The sequence below is a fragment of the Pseudomonas sp. HOU2 genome (genome assembly GCF_040729435.1).
Classification (GTDB): domain Bacteria; phylum Pseudomonadota; class Gammaproteobacteria; order Pseudomonadales; family Pseudomonadaceae; genus Aquipseudomonas.
In genome coordinates this window covers 4,356,461-4,371,746 of record NZ_CP160398.1, presented here as the reverse complement: position 1 = coordinate 4,371,746, position 15,286 = coordinate 4,356,461, and the positions used below count along the sequence as shown (strand labels likewise).

Sequence of the window (15,286 nt, the reverse complement as noted above, 5' to 3'; positions counted from 1 at the left end):
AGGCTGGGGGATGATGAACAGCAAAATCAAAAGATCAAAAGATCGCAACCTTCGGCAGCTCCTACATTAATTTGTGCAGGAGCTGCCGCAGGCTGCGATCTTTTGATCTTTCAGGAGCACGCCACCTTGCGCGGCGGCAACTCCAGACGCTGACGAAACGCCAGGTAATGCTTGAGCACCTGCACCGGCGCTTCGATTTGTGGGTAATGGCCGATGCCCGGCAACAACACAGTGTCGGCATCGGCAATCAGCTCACGATAACGCTGGACCATGTGCACACCGGAGATCGGGTCGACTTCGCCATCGATCACTCGCAGCGGGATTTCATCACGCTGCATGGCCGCCACCCAACGGTCGCGCTGCATACGGCGCTCGGGGATGTAGCTGATCAGTTTGTGCAGGATGCGTGGGCCGCGATGGGTCTCGATCAGACTCCAGAAATCATCCAGCTCACTTTCGCTGGGGCCGGTCTGCGGACCAAAGATCTGCCGGAAACCTTTCACCAACGCGTCACGGCTGAACGCCCGCCCGATCATCCAGCCCAGCGGGCTGAGCAACAGCTTTTGCATCAGCACCGGGCGATGGGTTTCCGGGAACAGTCCGCCATTGAGAAAGACACAACTGGCCACCTCGATCCGGTTTTCGTAATGCCGGGCGAGCAGTTCCTGGGCAACGCTGTCACCGTAATCGTGAGCCAGCACATGCACCGCTTGCTCGATCTGAAGATGCGCCAGCAGCGCCTGTTGCAGGTCGGCCTGTTCCAGCAGGCTGTAGCGGTGATGCAACGGTTTGGCCGAATCCCCGAAACCGAGCATGTCACAGGCGATCACTCGATAACGCTGGGCCAGTGGTTGCCATAGATAGTGCCAATCCCAACTGGCCGTCGGAAAACCGTGGATCAGCAGCAGCGGCTCACCCTGCCCCGCCGTCCAGTAGCGGATCGACTGGCCGCGGAAGACAAACGTCCGGCTGCGTTTGCGCCAGACACACAGAGGAATCTCGGCAAGAGGCATCAGAGTTTATATCCGGGGTCTTGTTTATCGAGTTTGCGCAGCAGCGCCGGCCAGGCCAGCGCGCCGCCCATGCCTTGAGCACTTTTGGTCACGCCGGCGATCATCGCTTTGGCGCCCGCGAGGATCTGCGGTTCGATGGCGATCAGTTCAGCACCGCCGGTTTGCGCCATGACCTGAATATCGCAGGCGCGCTGAAAGGTGAACATCATCAGAAAGGTGTCGGCGATGGTGTTGCCACAGGTCAGCAGACCGTGGTTGTGCAGCATCAGGAAATTGTTCTCGCCCAGATCGGCCTGCAAACGGGCCTTCTCTTCATGATTCAGCGCCACGCCTTCATAGGCGTGATAAGCCAGGCTCGACAGCACGAACAGCGACTGCTGACTGATCGGCAACACGCCCTGCTTTTGCGCCGACACCGCGACACCGGATGCGGTGTGGGTGTGCAGCACACAAACCACATCGTGCCGCACTTCGTGAACGGCGCTGTGGATGGTGTAACCGGCGGGATTGATTTCGTAGGGACTGTCCATGAGCTTGTTGCCGGCCTGATCGACTTTGACCAGGCTCGACGCGGTGATCTCATGGAACATCAACCCGAACGGGTTGATCAGGAAGTCTTCGGTGCCCGGCACCTTGGCCGAGATGTGGGTGAAGATCAGGTCGTCCCAGCCATGCAACGCCACCAGTCGATAGCAGGCGGCAAGATCGACCCGAGTCTGCCATTCCGCGGCACTGACCTGGTCTTTGACATCAAGGGACGACTGGACGGGGGCTACGCTCACTGTATGCACCTCTGCGTTCTTATTGTTCTGCACGTGTCAGCAGTCTAGTCAGGCGCAGAGGATCGCGGAGTTGCATTGCCAGCCAGCTTGATGACTGAGCGGGTCAGCCATGCAAACACCTTGGATCCATGTCAAAGCAACGACGCCAACAAAGGCGCGGCGAACAGATTGAGCAACCCGGTCAGCACCATCACCAGCCCCGCCACCGAGCCTTCTTCACCGCCCACTTCATGCGCCCGACTGACGCCTGCGCCGTGCGCGCCAACCCCGAACAACGCACCGCGCGCCAGGGCACTGCGCAACGGCAGCCACTTGAGCAACACGCCACCGAGCATCGCGCCGAACACGCCAGTGAACATCACGAACACCGCGGTCAGTTCCGGCACACCACCGAGATCCTGCGCCAGTGGCATGGCGAACGGCGTGGTGATCGAACGTGGCACCAGTGACATCGTCACCGAGCTGTCGAGCGCCAGTGCCCTGGCCAGACCGAACGAGGTGGCAATCGACGCGGCACTGCCGGCGAACATGCCCAGCAACAACGCGGACCAATGCTGCATGAGCAATCGCCGCTGCTGCCAGATCGGCACCGCGAAAGCGACCGTCACCGGGCCGAGTACCAGCATCAACCAGTGAGTGTTGCTGGAATATTCGGCGTAGGCGGTGTGCAGCGGCACGGCGAGGGCCAGCAGCAGCGCCGGCACCAGAATCAGCGGCGACAGCAGATAACGTCCGGTACGCCGATAAATCCAGCGACTGAACAGATACGCCAGCAGGGTGAAGGCGAGCCAGAACATCGGCATCCATTCAAGCGTCATGGGACCGCCTCAGGCGCACGGCCAACTCGACGGTGAATGCGGTCACGAGCATCACCATCAGTGTGCTGGCGCCGATCACCAGCAGAATCCGCCAGCCGTCATTGCGCAGCAGTGCGCCGTAGTCGAGCAGACTCATCAGTGCCGGAATAAAGAACAACAGCATCTCGGCCATCAGCAACCCGGCACCCAGTTGCAGCGCCGCCGGTTTGACCCAGCCAAACGCGAACGCCAGCAGCAACAAAGTCATGCCGATGACGCCGCCGGGAATCGGCCAGGCCAGCCACGCGGCGATCTGGCAGCCGAGCAGGTAGAGACCGAGCAGCACGGCCAGTTCTGCGAATAGACGGGAAAGATATTTGAGGGATGCGGCGTTCATGATGGGCTCCTTACAGGGGCTTATTTTACGAAGCGGCCTGCCATCCCAGAAGCGAATTGTTAGACTCAGTCCTATTCCACAATGGAATCGGAACATGGAATTCAAACAGCTGCGCAGTTTTGTCGAAGTCATGCATCAGGGCGGCTTCACCCAGGCGGCGAAAACCCTGCACATCAGCCAGTCGGCGGTGAGCAAGCAAGTCGCGCAACTGGAGCAGAGCCTCGGCACGCCGTTGCTCGAACGGCTCGGCTCACAGTTGCGCCTGACCGCCGCGGGCAGCGTGGTGCTGCAACGCGCCGAAGGCATGTTGCGTTTGCGCAATGAGTTGCTCAGTGAACTGGATGATTTGAGCCAACTGGCTCGCGGTGAACTGCGCCTCGGCCTGCCGCTGCTGGGCAGCGATGCACTGTTCGCCGGGCTGTTTGCCGAGTATCGGCGGCGCTACCCGAACATCAGCATTCAATTGCTTGAGGGCGGCAGCCGCAATATCGAGCAGGCGGTGCTCAGCGGCGAACTGGAGTTGGGCGGCAGCCTGCTGCCGAAAGATCCGCAGTTCGACTTCCAGCCTTTCTGTGATGAAAAGCTCGATGCGCTGCTGCCGGTGGATCATCCGTTGGCAGCACACGGCGAGATTGGTCTTGAGGAATTGGCCGACACGCCGTTCCTGCTGTATCAGCGCAGCTTTGTGCTCAATGACCGTCTACTGCAGGCCTGCCAGCAACTGGGCTTTACCCCGAAAGAAGGCGGGCGCAGTGGCCAGGCGGATTTTCTCGTGGCACTGGTGGCCGCCGGGCAAGGCGTGGTGCTGCTGCCCAGCGTGGTCGCCCGGGCACTGCAGCGTCCGGGCGTGGTGCGCCTGACCCTGCGCGCGCCGGATTACTTGCGTTGGGACATCGCGTTCATCTGGCGCCGGGGTGCCTATCTGTCGAAAGCTGCGCAGGCGTGGCTGGCTTTGCTGCGCGAGCGCGCGATCAGCCCTTGAGCGTGGCGATCAGTTGCGCCAGCCATGGCTCGGCGTCGGTTTCCGGGGTCACGCTTTCGCTGGCGTCCAGACGCAGCATCTCCTGCACTTCGCGCACGCCCAGCTCGGCGAACAACTCACGCATCAGTTCGCCGCCGCCACAGAACGTATCGCCGTAACTGGCATCGCCCAAACCGATCACCGCGCCCGGCAAACCGCGCCAGGCCATTGGCAGTTGATCGCGAATGCTCGAATACAGCGGCACCAGATTATCCGGCAACTCACCCATGCCGGTGGTCGAGGTCACCGCGAGAAACGCTTCAGGGCCGAACGCCTGAAGGTCCGCCAGGCTGGCGCGCGGGTTGTAGAAGGTTTCAAAACCGGCGTCTTTCAGCAGGTTCTGCGCGTGACGGGCGACTTCTTCGGCCGTGCCGTAAACCGAGCCGGAGAGGATGGCGACTTTCATCAATCTGATCCTGAAGCTGAAAAAAAGAGCGGCGATAGTAGCAGTCCCGACAGAGATGTTGCGACTGGCTCTCAACAGACGCTGATGGCCTATAGACAGCGCCGGCTGATCTTCTAGAATGCGAGCCATCGACAATGCTGAAAGGATTCACAGATGATCAATGCCAGTCTGCTGCAAATGGTGATCAACGCGTCGAACGACGGAATCGTGGTGGCTGAGAAAGAAGGTGAGCAGGACAATATCCTGATCTATGTGAACCCGGCCTTCGAACGCCTGACCGGTTACAGCAGCGAAGAGATTCTCTATCAGGACTGCCGCTTTCTGCAGGCCGGAGACCGTGATCAGGCAAGTCTGGAGCGGATTCGCGGGGTGTTGCGCGAGGGTGGTTCGTGCCGGGAGATCCTGCGCAACTACCGCAAGGACGGCACACCGTTCTGGAACGAACTGTCGCTTTCGACGGTAAAAAATGCCGATGACGGTCAGACCTACTTCGTCGGTGTGCAGAAGGATGTCACCGTTCAGGTCAAGGCACAGCAGCGCGTCATTCAGCTGGAGGCCGAGGTTGCGGCATTACAAGCGGAGCTTGCAGCGTTGAAAGCGACGAACGGCGCAAACAAAACAGCGAACTAAGTGTCATTAACTACAATCACCAATGACTTTGTAACTATTTCTTTCGAGCCAGGCCATGCAACGCGACGCCCTCCTGACCCAGGATGAGCTGGATTTCATCCAGACCATGCAGCACAACCCGCAGCTCAATGTGCGGGATGCGACGTCGAGCCTGCTGGTCAATGGTGGTTCGCAGATCCGCGACTTGCTCACGCGCCTCGCGGCTCAAGAGCAAGTGACCATCCAGGCCAACTTCGAAAATCAGCAGATGACCTTTCCGCTGCACCTGGTGGAAGACGAATTCCACGCCTTGCACCTGCGTCTGGGCGTACCGAGCATTTACGAAGACGGGCCGATGGTTCGCCCATGGCGCCTGACCCTCGAAGAGCCGGTAGCGCTGGAAAATGCCAAGGGCCAGCCGGGCATGATGTGGGTGCACGAGGTGTCGCACAAAGGCGTGCTGCTGGAAATGCGCAACAAGACCAAACCACCCAAGCATTTCGCCCTGTGGTTCAGCCCGTCAGGCTATGAGCGTATTTCCCTGCGCGGCAATTTCGAGCGCGAAACCGAGCACGGCTTCTACGCCTATGAGCTGAGCCAGACCGATGCCGATGAAACCGAACGCCTGCGCCAGTTCATTCTGCAGCAACACCGTCTGACCCACCCCGCCCTGCACACCTGATATTCAGGTATCCAGCGTCCCCGCGAGAAACTGCGTCATGCGCTGACGCATCGTCGCCCCTTCATTGCCCAGACAACCGATCGACGATCCGGCCAGGTTGTCCTGTGCCAGATCAGCAGTATCACCGGCGAGCATGACCTGACAATCCAGACTCAATGCCAGACGGTTCAACCGTCGCGGCAAATCGGCTGTCGGGGCGTGGTTGGAAAACAGCACCAGCGCCTGCGGCTTGATCCGCTCGCACACCAGCGCCAACTCATCGAATGGCTGACCGGTGGTCAGCACCCGCACCCCGGCGTCATTGCCGCTGAGAAACAACGCGGCGACCAGCAGCTCGAGTTCACGACACTGACCGGCGAGCGCACTGACAATCACCTTGCGCGGTTGCGTGCCGCGCAGCGCAACAATGCGCTGCAGCACCCGAGCCCGCAGGAACCCGTCGAAAAACAGCCACTCGCTGGTCTGACCGAAGGCGTCCTGGCGCTGCAACATCTGCAGCCACAACGGCATGAGGATGTCCTGAAACACCACCGGCAGCGAGTATGAAGAGAAAATCTGGTTGTAGACCTGATCCAGCGCGCGGTCATCGAACGCACTGACTGCAACTTGCACCTGCTGCTGCCACTGCGCGTAATCGGTCTGAACCAGATCATCGGGGATGATATGCGCCAGGGCCTTCAATGGCTCGGTCTTGGCGAGGATCTTGCCGACCTTGCTCACGGCCACGCCGCGATCGATCCAGTCGACGATGCTGCGCACACGCTCGATTTCGGTCATCGAATACAACCGGTGCCCGCTTTCGGTGCGCGTCGGCTGGATCAAACCGTAGCGGCGCTCCCATGCACGCAGCGTAACCGGGTTGACGCCGGTCAGCCGCGACACCTCCCGAATAGGGAACAACTCTTCGCGCTCAAGCGCGACAGAGGCCTGCGGGGCAGGGCTAGCGTCCGTGATAACAGCCATGGTGCTGGTGTGTCCGCTCGGTAAATTTGGATCCCATTCTACATCCGATGCCCTCTATCGGTTCAACCCAATGAACAGAGACGAAAGTCTCTGAAACTGTCATCAAAATCGGGAATAATCCTTGCTTGCTGAAAAGTGCAGGCCCCTACCCCGGCCTGCGCCATGCGAAATCTCCTACCCGGAGCGACGCAATCGAAATATGGAGATACACAATGTCTACTTCCCCCGTCACGCTGATGGTTGCGCGTCGCGTCGCCGACGGCCGCTATCATGACCTGATTGCCTGGCTGCGCGAAGGCGAACAACTGGCCACAGACTTTCCCGGCTACCTGGGTTCCGGCGTGCTCGCTCCGCCACCCGGTGACAACGAGTTCCAGATCATTTTCCGCTTCGTTGACGAGCAGACCCTGCACGCTTGGGAACACTCGGCCTCGCGTACCGCTTGGTTGGCCCGGGGCAGCGATCTGTTTGCGCACCCCAAAGAGCATCGGGTCAGCGGCATCGAAGGCTGGTTCGCCGCGGCTGGTCAGCGGCCTCCGCGCTGGAAACAGGCCGTGGCGATCTGGCTGGCGTTCTTCCCGGTATCGCTGCTGTTCAACTTTGTCCTCGGCCCGCTGCTCGGCGAGATGAGCCTGCTGCCGCGGGTGTTGATCAGCACCGCATGCCTGACGCCGCTGATGGTGTACTTCTTCATTCCGCTGTCGACGCGGTTGCTGGCCAACTGGTTGAACGCTGTGCCGGCGCGACCTTTGCCTGCAACACCCTCTACGCAGAATCGCTAAAGATCGCAGCCTCGTTGCACTCGTCAGCTCCTACAGATGAATGCGCCCCTGCAGGAGCTGCCGAAGGCTGCGATCTTTTCGGCAGCGTCGCTGTTATAGTTTTTACTCTGACCGCGACCCGAGCCGTACATGACCAATTCCTCCGCCCCGATCCTCATCACCGGTGCCGGCCAGCGTGTCGGTCTGCACTGTGCGCAGCGTTTGCTTGAGGACGGCCATCAGGTCATCTTCACCTACCGCAGCGAACGTCCCGGCGTGCAAGCCCTGCGGGATCTGGGCGCGATCGGGGTGTTCGCGGACTTCTCCAGTGAAGCCGCCATCCTCGTCTTCATCGATGAACTGAAAAGCCACACCGACTGCCTGCGCGCCATCGTCCACAACGCCTCCGAATGGCTGGCGGAAACCCCGGGCAGTGAAGCCGAGGCCTTCTTGCGCATGCTCAACGTGCACATGCTCGCGCCGTATCTGATCAACCTGCACTGCGCCGACCTGCTCAAGCGCTCGACGCCGGCCGACATCATCCACATCAGCGACGACGTCACCCGCAAGGGCAGCAGCAAGCACATCGGTTATTGCGCCAGCAAGGCCGGGCTCGACAGCCTGACCCTGTCGTTCGCCGCGCGTTATGCACCGGCGATCAAGGTCAACGGCATCGCGCCGGCCCTGCTATTGTTCAATCCCGACGACGACGCGGCGTACCGTGCCAAGGCGCTGGCCAAATCCGCGCTGGGCATCGAGCCCGGCAGCGAAGTGATCTACCAGAGCCTGCGCTATCTGCTCGACAACCCCTATGTCACCGGCACGACCCTGACCGTCAATGGCGGACGGCACGTCAAATAAGCTGCTGCGCGAGGATCTCCCATGAGCCGTACCCTGCCCGAGAATTACCGCGAGATCCTCATCGGCCTCGGTGAAGACCCCGACCGCGAAGGCCTGCTCGACACCCCGCTGCGCGCGGCCAAGGCCATGCAATACCTGTGTCACGGCTACGAACAGAGTGTGGATCAGATCGTCAATGGCGCGCTGTTTGCCTCCGACAGCGACGAGATGATCATCGTCGCCGATATCGAGTTGTACTCGTTGTGCGAACATCACCTGCTGCCCTTCATCGGCAAGGCCCATGTGGCTTATATTCCGACAGGCAAGGTGCTGGGGCTGTCGAAGATCGCGCGGTTGGTGGACATGTTCGCCCGGCGCCTGCAGATTCAGGAAAACCTCACCCGGCAGATTGCCGATGCGGTGCAACAGGTCACCGATGCCGCCGGCGTCGCGGTGGTCATCGAGGCCCGGCACATGTGCATGATGATGCGCGGTGTCGAGAAACAGAATTCGACCATGAACACCTCGGTCATGCTCGGCGCCTTTCGCGACTCGAGCAACACCCGTCAGGAGTTCCTGCAATTGATTGGACGGAGCAAGTAAATGTCACAACTTCAACCGGGAATGGCGCGCATCCGGGTCAAGGATCTGCGCCTGCGCACCTTTATCGGGATCAACGAGGACGAGATCCTCAACAAGCAGGATGTGCTGATCAATCTCACAATCCTGTACGCGGCGCAGGAAGCGGTGCGCGACAACGACATCGATCACGCGCTGAACTACCGCACCATCACCAAGGCGATCATCGCCCACGTGGAAGGCAACCGTTTTGCGCTGCTCGAACGCCTGACCCAGGAATTGCTGGATCTGGTGATGACCCATGCCGCGGTGCTGTACGCCGAAGTCGAAGTCGACAAGCCGCATGCGCTGCGTTTCGCCGAATCGGTGTCGATCACCCTCGCCGCCAGCCGCTGAGCATGTCTGGCGCATCGCGCGCCAGACTTTTATCATCCGCGCCACGAATAGACTGCACAGAGCCCATCATGACCGAGCAACAACGCCTCGAACTCGAAGCCGCCGCCTTCCGCCGACTGGTTGCCCATCTGGACAGCCGCAAGGACGTGCAGAACATCGACCTGATGAACCTCGCCGGGTTCTGCCGCAACTGCCTGTCCAAGTGGTACAAGGCTGCCGCCGACGAGAAGCAGATCGAGGTCAGCCTCGACGACGCCCGTGAAGTGGTTTACGGCATGCCTTATGCCGAATGGAAAGCCCAATACCAGCAAGAAGCCAGCGCCGAACAACAGGCGGCGTTCGCCAAAGGAAAACCCAATGAGTGATCTGAACACCCTGCGCGCCAGCTTCAAAAGCGGCGAGCACGTTTTTACCGACACCCTGGCCTTCATCGCCGCCAACTACGACTACCAGCCTCAGGCGTTCAACAACGGTGGTGTGGAAAGCGCCGCCGGGCAGAACGAGGGCTCGTGCAAGACCTTGGGTCTGGCGCTGCTGGAAGGTCTGAGCGACGAAGAAGCGCTGCTGGCATTCGGCGAGCATTACCGCTCGGTGGTGGCGACGCCCGAGGGCAGCGACCACGGCAATATCCGCGCGCTGATCAAGCACGGTCTGGCCGGTGTGAAGTTCGAAGCACAGCCGCTGACCCGCCGCTGATTCAAGATCAAAAGATCGCAGCCTCCGGCAGTTCCTACACCGATCCCTGTAGGAGCTGCCGCAGGCTGCGATCTTTTGACTCTCATAAAAAAACCGGCCGAAGCCGGTTTTTTTGTGTCTGCGATTTAGAACGAAGCGTTTTGCAGACCGTCCAGATAACGCTCGGTGTCCAGTGCCGCCATGCAGCCGGCGCCGGCCGAGGTGATGGCCTGACGGTAAACGTGGTCAGCCACGTCACCGGCAGCGAAGATGCCTTCGACGCTGGTCGCAGTGGCGTTGCCGTCACGGCCGCCCTGCACCACCAGGTAACCGTCTTTCAGGGTCAACTGGCCTTCGAACAGCGAAGTGTTCGGGGTGTGGCCGATCGCGATGAACACGCCGTCGACTTTGATTTCGTCGAAGCTGCCGTCGTTGTTCTTCAGGCGCGCACCGGTCACGCCCATGTTGTCGCCCAGCACTTCGTCGAGGTTGGCGTTCAACTTGAGGATGATCTTGCCTTCGGCCACGCGGGCGTTGAGCTTGTCGATCAGGATCTTCTCGGCGCGGAAGGTTTCGCGGCGGTGGATCAGGGTCACGGTGCTGGCGATGTTGGCCAGGTACAGCGCTTCTTCAACCGCGGTGTTGCCGCCACCGACCACAGCCACTGGCTTGTTGCGGTAGAAGAAACCGTCGCAGGTCGCGCAGGCGGAAACGCCTTTGCCCATGAACGCTTCTTCCGACGGCAAGCCCAGGTAGCGAGCGCTGGCACCGGTGGCGATGATCAGCGCGTCGCAGGTGTAAGTCGCGCTGTCGCCGGTCAGGGTGTATGGCTTGGCGGCGAAGTCCACGGCGTTGATGTGATCGAAAACGATCTCGGTTTCAAAACGCTCGGCGTGCTCGCGCATCCGCTCCATCAGCGCCGGGCCGGTCAGGCCGTGTACGTCGCCCGGCCAGTTGTCGACTTCGGTGGTGGTGGTCAGTTGACCGCCGGCCTGCATGCCGGTGATCAGCAGTGGCTTGAGGTTGGCACGGGCGGCGTAGACCGCAGCGCTGTAACCGGCAGGGCCGGAACCGAGAATAATCACTCGCGAATGACGGACTTCAGACATGACCTGCTCCTGTTGACCGGGCCGAAACACTGGCGCGGAACGCCGGACTGCCGGCGGGAATAAAAAAGGACTGTGGATAACCTTGGGGAAGGCATGAGCTCGACAGTCCTGTAAAAAGTTGGGTGCAGCGTATCGAGGGGGGCAAGATTAAGGAAATACGGATTAACAATCCAGCTCATAGGTGGTCTCTATACGCAGACTCCGACCAGATCGACGTCTTTGTTACAGTGAATGTCGATGGCTCTGCCGCGCTTTCGCACCGGTTGCAAAGTCGGTAAGGTCGGCGCGTTTTCCCTTGCTCGGAGCACCTTATGCCCGCCCCTGTTCTGTCCGGCCCGCAATACCTGCGCGAAGGCCTCAAACTGGTTCTCAGCCCGGGCCTGCGCCTGTTCGTGCTGCTGCCGCTGGCGATCAACCTGGTGCTGTTCGTCGGATTGATCTATCTGGCCGGCCACCAGTTCAGCCTGTGGGTCGACAGCCTGATGCCGTCGCTGCCCGACTGGCTGAGTTTCCTCAGCTACATTCTCTGGCCGCTGTTCGTGGTGCTGGTGGCGTTGATGGTGTTTTTCACCTTCACCATGCTCGCCAACGTCATCGCCGCACCGTTCAACGGCTTCCTCGCGGAAAAAGTCGAAGTGGTGGTACGCGGCACCGATGATTTCCCGGCCTTCAGCTGGGGCGAACTGATCGCGATGATCCCGCGCACCCTCGCCCGGGAAATGCGCAAACTCGGCTACTTCCTGCCCCGCGCGATCGGCCTGTTCATCCTCTCGTTCATCCCGGTGGTGAACATCGTCGCCGCGCCGCTGTGGCTGCTGTTCGGCGTGTGGATGATGGCGATCCAGTACATCGACTACCCGGCGGACAACCACAAACTGGGCTGGAACGAGATGCTCGCCTGGCTGCGCCAGAAGCGCTGGCAGAGCATGAGTTTTGGCGGCATCGTCTATCTGGCGCTGCTGATTCCGGTGGTGAACATTCTGATGATGCCGGCCGCCGTAGCGGGCGCGACCTTGTTCTGGGTACGTGAGCGCGGGGCGGAGAACCTCGTCACGCAGCGCTAGGCCGCTCCCAAACAGCCAGTCACAAATCCATCATCCGAACGTCACAAGCGCGACATGGCCTCAGCCGACACTGAGGTCATGACGACAGCTCTGCATATCACCCTGATCAGCGAAACCTTCCCACCGGAAATCAACGGGGTGGCCAATACCCTTGGTCGCTTGTGCGATGGCTTGCGCGCGCGTGGGCATCAGGTGGAACTGGTGCGACCGCGCCAGGCGGGGGATCCGCAGCGTGTCGAGGACGATGCCTTGCTGTTGTGCCGGGGCTGGCCGTTACCGGGATACCCCGGACTGCAATGGGGTCAGTCGTCGATGCACAAGCTGCTACGGCGCTGGAAGCGTCACCGCCCGGACGTTTTGTACATCGCCACCGAAGGCCCGCTCGGCTTGTCGGCGTTGCGTGCGGCGCGACGCTTGGGGATCTCGGTGGTCAGCGGCTTTCACACCAATTTCCAGCAATACACCAATCAATATGGGCTGAGTTTGCTGACGCGCTTGCTGACCCATTATCTGCGCTGGTTCCACAACCGCTCGGTGATGACCCTGGTGCCCAGTGTCAGCCAGCGCCTGGAACTGGAGCGCCGGCACTTCGACCGTCTCGCCCTGCTCTCCCGAGGCGTGGACAGCCAGTTGTTTCATCCGGCCAAGCGGTTGAACGGACTACGTGAGCAATGGGGCCTGAGTGAGCAGGACATCGCGGTGATTCATGTAGGACGTCTGGCTCCGGAAAAGAACCTCGGCCTGCTCAAGCGCTGCTTCGACAAACTCTGCCGGACTTATCCACAGCGCAACCTGAAGCTGATCGTGGTGGGCGACGGACCGCAACGGCTTGCGCTGGAAAAGGATCTCCCGCAAGCGATCTTCTGTGGCTCACAACGCGGTGAAGCGCTGGCGGCGCACTATGCGTCCGGCGACATTTTTCTGTTCCCGAGCATGACCGAAACCTTCGGCAACGTGGTGCTTGAAGCCCTGGCTTCAGGGCTGGGGGTGGTGGCTTACGATCAGGCTGCGGCGGCGCAGCACATTCGCCACGGCTACAACGGCGTGTTGGCGATGCCGGGTGATGAAGAGGCGTTCTGCGATGCGGCGGCGTGGTTGCTGGAAGAGGATGAGACGTTGCGCTGCGTGCGTCTGAATGCGCGCCAGCATGCCAGTCGTCAGGGGTGGGCGGCGATCATCGAGCAATTTGAAAAGCATTTGCGTGGGGCGTGTGTGCGGGAGCAGGTGGTGCCGAATGCGCAGACATTGCCCTGAATCCTGGCTGACTTTGAAGCCGCTATCGCTGGCAAGCCAGCTCCCACAAGGGGCTGCGGTGAACACATTTTTTGTGAACACCCGCAAAACCTGTGGGAGCTGGCTTGCCAGCGATAGCGTCAGTGAGAGCGCCGCTTAAACCAGCGTCATCAACGCCTCACGGCTGAACGGCAGAATGTCCTGCTCACGCCCTTCGCGCACTTTCAGCGCCCAGTCCGGATCCACCAGCAGCGCACGGCCCACTGCCACCAGATCGAACTCGTCGTTGTTCAGACGCTCCAGCAGTTTCTCCAGGCTCGCCGGTTGCGCGACCTTGTCGGTGTTGACCATGAACTGCAGGAACTCGCCGTCCAGACCGACGCTGCCCACAGTGATGGTCGGTTTGCCGGTCAGTTTGCGCGTCCAGCCGGCCAGGTTCAGCTCGGAACCGTCGAACTCGGGCTCCCAGAAACGCCGCGTCGAGCAGTGGAAAATGTCCACACCGGCATCGGCCAGCGGCTTGAGGAATTCGCCCAGCACTTCTGGGGTCTGCACCAGACGCGCGGTGTAATCCTGCTGCTTCCACTGCGAGAAACGGAAGATGATCGGGAAACCTTCACCGACCGCCGCCCGCACCGCTTGAATCAGCTCGATGGCGAAGCGCGAACGGTTGGCCAGGCTGCCGCCGTATTCGTCGCTGCGCTGGTTGCTGCCTTCCCAGAAGAACTGGTCGATCAGGTATCCGTGGGCACCGTGAATTTCCACGCCGTCCATGCCGATGCTTTTGGCATCTTTGGCCGCCTGGGCGAACGCGGCGATCACGTCCTGAATGTCCTGTTTGGTCATGCCGTGCACCACGACTTGGCCGTCCTTGAGTTTTTCCGTCGGACCGTAAGCCGGCACGCTGGCGTCCGGTTCAGTGCCGATGCGGCGCACGCTGCCGACATGCCACAGTTGCGGAACAATCTTGCCGCCCTCGGCATGCACCGCGTCGACGACTTTTTTCCAGCCAGCCAGTGGCGCTTCACCGAAAAACTGCGGCACGTTCGGGTAACCGTTGGAAGCCTTGTGACCGACCGTGGTGCCTTCGGTGATGATCAGGCCGACACCGGCCGCAGCACGGCGACGGTAGTACTCGATCACTTTGGAATTGGGTACGCCACCCGGGGAAAACGAGCGGGTCATCGGCGCCATGACCACGCGGGTCGGCAGTTCGAGGGCACCGAGGTGGAACGGTTTGAACAGGGCTTGCACCGGCATGGGAAGGCTCCACAGGGAATGACTTTATGACGGCGATAATATGGAGAGTTGCAAGCCTTGAACAGCATTATTGATTTGGGTGATCAAGGGTTAGAAACAAAAAGATCGCAGCGTCAGCAGTCCTCTGTAGGATCTGCCGCAGGCTGCGATCTTTTGATCTTGCCGTTTTAACCCAGCGCTTTTTCAATCGCGTGAACGATGGTCGGATCATCCGGCGCCGTACGTGGCGAGAATCGCGCGAGCACCCGGCCGTCCTTGCCGAGCAGGAATTTCTCGAAATTCCAGGTGATGTCACCGGGAAATTCCGCGCCCTCTCCCGCCAGCAAGCGATAGAGCTGATGGCGATCATGACCGTTGACTTCAAGCTTGCTCGACAACGGGAACGTCACGCCATAGTTCAGGCTGCAGAATTCCTGGATCTCCTGTTCGGTACCTGGTTCCTGGCCAGCAAACTGGTTGCACGGCAGGCCCAGCACACTGAAGCCCCTGCCCTTGAATTGCTGATAGAGGTTTTCCAGTGCCGCGTACTGTGGGGTCAAGCCGCATTTGGAGGCGACGTTGACCACCAGCACGACTTGGCCCTTGAAAGGCGCCAGCGGTAGCTCCTGACCATCCAGGGCTGTCAACTTAAGGTCGTGAAAAGCACTCATGACGGACTCCAGATTCCCGTGTTCTACTCGAAACAGCCACTTGGCGAGA

The 15,286-nt window shown here is 60.6% G+C and carries 20 protein-coding genes; 11 read left to right on the top strand and 9 right to left on the bottom strand.

What is annotated here, in order from left to right; genetic code table 11:
- Window positions 1–110: 110 nt before the first annotated feature.
- The 4 genes from ABV589_RS19685 to ABV589_RS19670 form a co-directional block, all read right to left on the bottom strand.
- Entirely contained in the window at window positions 111–1,013 is a 903-nt protein-coding gene (locus ABV589_RS19685) for an alpha/beta hydrolase (RefSeq protein ID WP_367083151.1), read from the bottom strand.
- Window positions 1,013–1,795, bottom strand: a complete 783-nt coding sequence (locus ABV589_RS19680) for a class II aldolase/adducin family protein (protein WP_108591380.1) — start codon at window positions 1,793–1,795, stop codon at window positions 1,013–1,015. The genes ABV589_RS19685 and ABV589_RS19680 overlap by 1 nt, the downstream gene beginning before the upstream one ends.
- Before the next feature lie 131 nt (window positions 1,796–1,926).
- The gene (locus ABV589_RS19675; RefSeq protein ID WP_367083150.1) at window positions 1,927–2,613 is read right to left on the bottom strand and encodes an LrgB family protein; all 687 of its coding nucleotides are present in this window, start codon (window positions 2,611–2,613) and stop codon (window positions 1,927–1,929) included.
- Window positions 2,603–2,989: a CidA/LrgA family protein gene (locus tag ABV589_RS19670; protein WP_367083148.1), complete on the bottom strand. Its 387-nt coding sequence runs from the start codon at window positions 2,987–2,989 to the stop codon at window positions 2,603–2,605. Before ABV589_RS19670 ends, ABV589_RS19675 begins: the two co-directional genes overlap by 11 nt.
- Before the next feature lie 94 nt (window positions 2,990–3,083).
- Here ABV589_RS19670 and ABV589_RS19665 point away from each other — a divergent pair, with 94 nt between their 5' ends.
- Complete coding sequence (locus ABV589_RS19665; protein ID WP_367083146.1) at window positions 3,084–3,971, top strand: LysR family transcriptional regulator; 888 nt, start codon at window positions 3,084–3,086, stop codon at window positions 3,969–3,971.
- Here the strand turns inward: ABV589_RS19665 and ABV589_RS19660 are convergent.
- Window positions 3,961–4,416 (bottom strand): flavodoxin, encoded by a 456-nt coding sequence (locus ABV589_RS19660; protein ID WP_367083145.1) that lies wholly within the window; start codon window positions 4,414–4,416, stop codon window positions 3,961–3,963. The two genes, ABV589_RS19665 and ABV589_RS19660, sit on opposite strands and share 11 nt — an antisense overlap.
- A 153-nt stretch (window positions 4,417–4,569) precedes the next feature.
- Between ABV589_RS19660 and ABV589_RS19655 the strand changes: the two genes are divergently transcribed.
- Window positions 4,570–5,046, top strand: a complete 477-nt coding sequence (locus tag ABV589_RS19655; RefSeq protein WP_007968050.1) for a PAS domain-containing protein — start codon at window positions 4,570–4,572, stop codon at window positions 5,044–5,046.
- A gap of 55 nt (window positions 5,047–5,101) precedes the next feature.
- On the top strand, window positions 5,102–5,707 hold the full coding sequence (locus ABV589_RS19650; protein ID WP_007968048.1) for a hypothetical protein: 606 nt from the start codon (window positions 5,102–5,104) through the stop codon (window positions 5,705–5,707).
- A gap of 3 nt (window positions 5,708–5,710) precedes the next feature.
- On the opposite strand, the gene ABV589_RS19645 is transcribed toward ABV589_RS19650, so the two are convergent.
- Complete coding sequence (locus tag ABV589_RS19645) at window positions 5,711–6,670, bottom strand: MerR family transcriptional regulator (protein WP_367083144.1); 960 nt, start codon at window positions 6,668–6,670, stop codon at window positions 5,711–5,713.
- A gap of 212 nt (window positions 6,671–6,882) precedes the next feature.
- Between ABV589_RS19645 and ABV589_RS19640 the strand changes: the two genes are divergently transcribed.
- From ABV589_RS19640 to ABV589_RS19615, 6 genes are all read left to right on the top strand, one after another.
- Entirely contained in the window at window positions 6,883–7,452 is a 570-nt protein-coding gene (locus ABV589_RS19640; protein WP_367083143.1) for an antibiotic biosynthesis monooxygenase, read from the top strand.
- 129 nt (window positions 7,453–7,581) lie between these two features.
- Entirely contained in the window at window positions 7,582–8,292 is a 711-nt protein-coding gene (folM, locus tag ABV589_RS19635) for a dihydromonapterin reductase (RefSeq protein WP_367083142.1), read from the top strand.
- A gap of 21 nt (window positions 8,293–8,313) precedes the next feature.
- Window positions 8,314–8,874, top strand: a complete 561-nt coding sequence (gene folE / locus ABV589_RS19630) for a GTP cyclohydrolase I FolE (protein WP_367083141.1) — start codon at window positions 8,314–8,316, stop codon at window positions 8,872–8,874.
- Complete coding sequence (folX, locus tag ABV589_RS19625; RefSeq protein WP_007968040.1) at window positions 8,875–9,246, top strand: dihydroneopterin triphosphate 2'-epimerase; 372 nt, start codon at window positions 8,875–8,877, stop codon at window positions 9,244–9,246.
- Window positions 9,247–9,314: 68 nt separating this feature from the next.
- Window positions 9,315–9,611 (top strand): DUF1244 domain-containing protein, encoded by a 297-nt coding sequence (locus ABV589_RS19620; RefSeq protein WP_115986687.1) that lies wholly within the window; start codon window positions 9,315–9,317, stop codon window positions 9,609–9,611.
- Window positions 9,604–9,942 (top strand): HopJ type III effector protein, encoded by a 339-nt coding sequence (locus ABV589_RS19615; RefSeq protein WP_367083140.1) that lies wholly within the window; start codon window positions 9,604–9,606, stop codon window positions 9,940–9,942. Before ABV589_RS19620 ends, ABV589_RS19615 begins: the two co-directional genes overlap by 8 nt.
- A gap of 125 nt (window positions 9,943–10,067) precedes the next feature.
- Here the strand turns inward: ABV589_RS19615 and trxB are convergent, their stop codons facing one another.
- Window positions 10,068–11,030, bottom strand: a complete 963-nt coding sequence (gene trxB, locus ABV589_RS19610) for a thioredoxin-disulfide reductase (protein ID WP_003221727.1) — start codon at window positions 11,028–11,030, stop codon at window positions 10,068–10,070.
- 311 nt (window positions 11,031–11,341) lie between these two features.
- Between trxB and cysZ the strand changes: the two genes are divergently transcribed.
- Window positions 11,342–12,094, top strand: a complete 753-nt coding sequence (gene cysZ, locus ABV589_RS19605; RefSeq protein ID WP_007968036.1) for a sulfate transporter CysZ — start codon at window positions 11,342–11,344, stop codon at window positions 12,092–12,094.
- 54 nt (window positions 12,095–12,148) lie between these two features.
- The gene (locus ABV589_RS19600) at window positions 12,149–13,348 is read left to right on the top strand and encodes a glycosyltransferase family 1 protein (RefSeq protein ID WP_367083139.1); all 1,200 of its coding nucleotides are present in this window, start codon (window positions 12,149–12,151) and stop codon (window positions 13,346–13,348) included.
- A 135-nt stretch (window positions 13,349–13,483) separates the two neighbouring features.
- On the opposite strand, the gene ABV589_RS19595 is transcribed toward ABV589_RS19600, so the two are convergent.
- Complete coding sequence (locus ABV589_RS19595; protein WP_367083138.1) at window positions 13,484–14,587, bottom strand: NADH:flavin oxidoreductase; 1,104 nt, start codon at window positions 14,585–14,587, stop codon at window positions 13,484–13,486.
- Between the two features lie 167 nt (window positions 14,588–14,754).
- Complete coding sequence (locus ABV589_RS19590; protein ID WP_367083137.1) at window positions 14,755–15,237, bottom strand: glutathione peroxidase; 483 nt, start codon at window positions 15,235–15,237, stop codon at window positions 14,755–14,757.
- Between the last annotated feature and the right edge of the window lie 49 nt (window positions 15,238–15,286).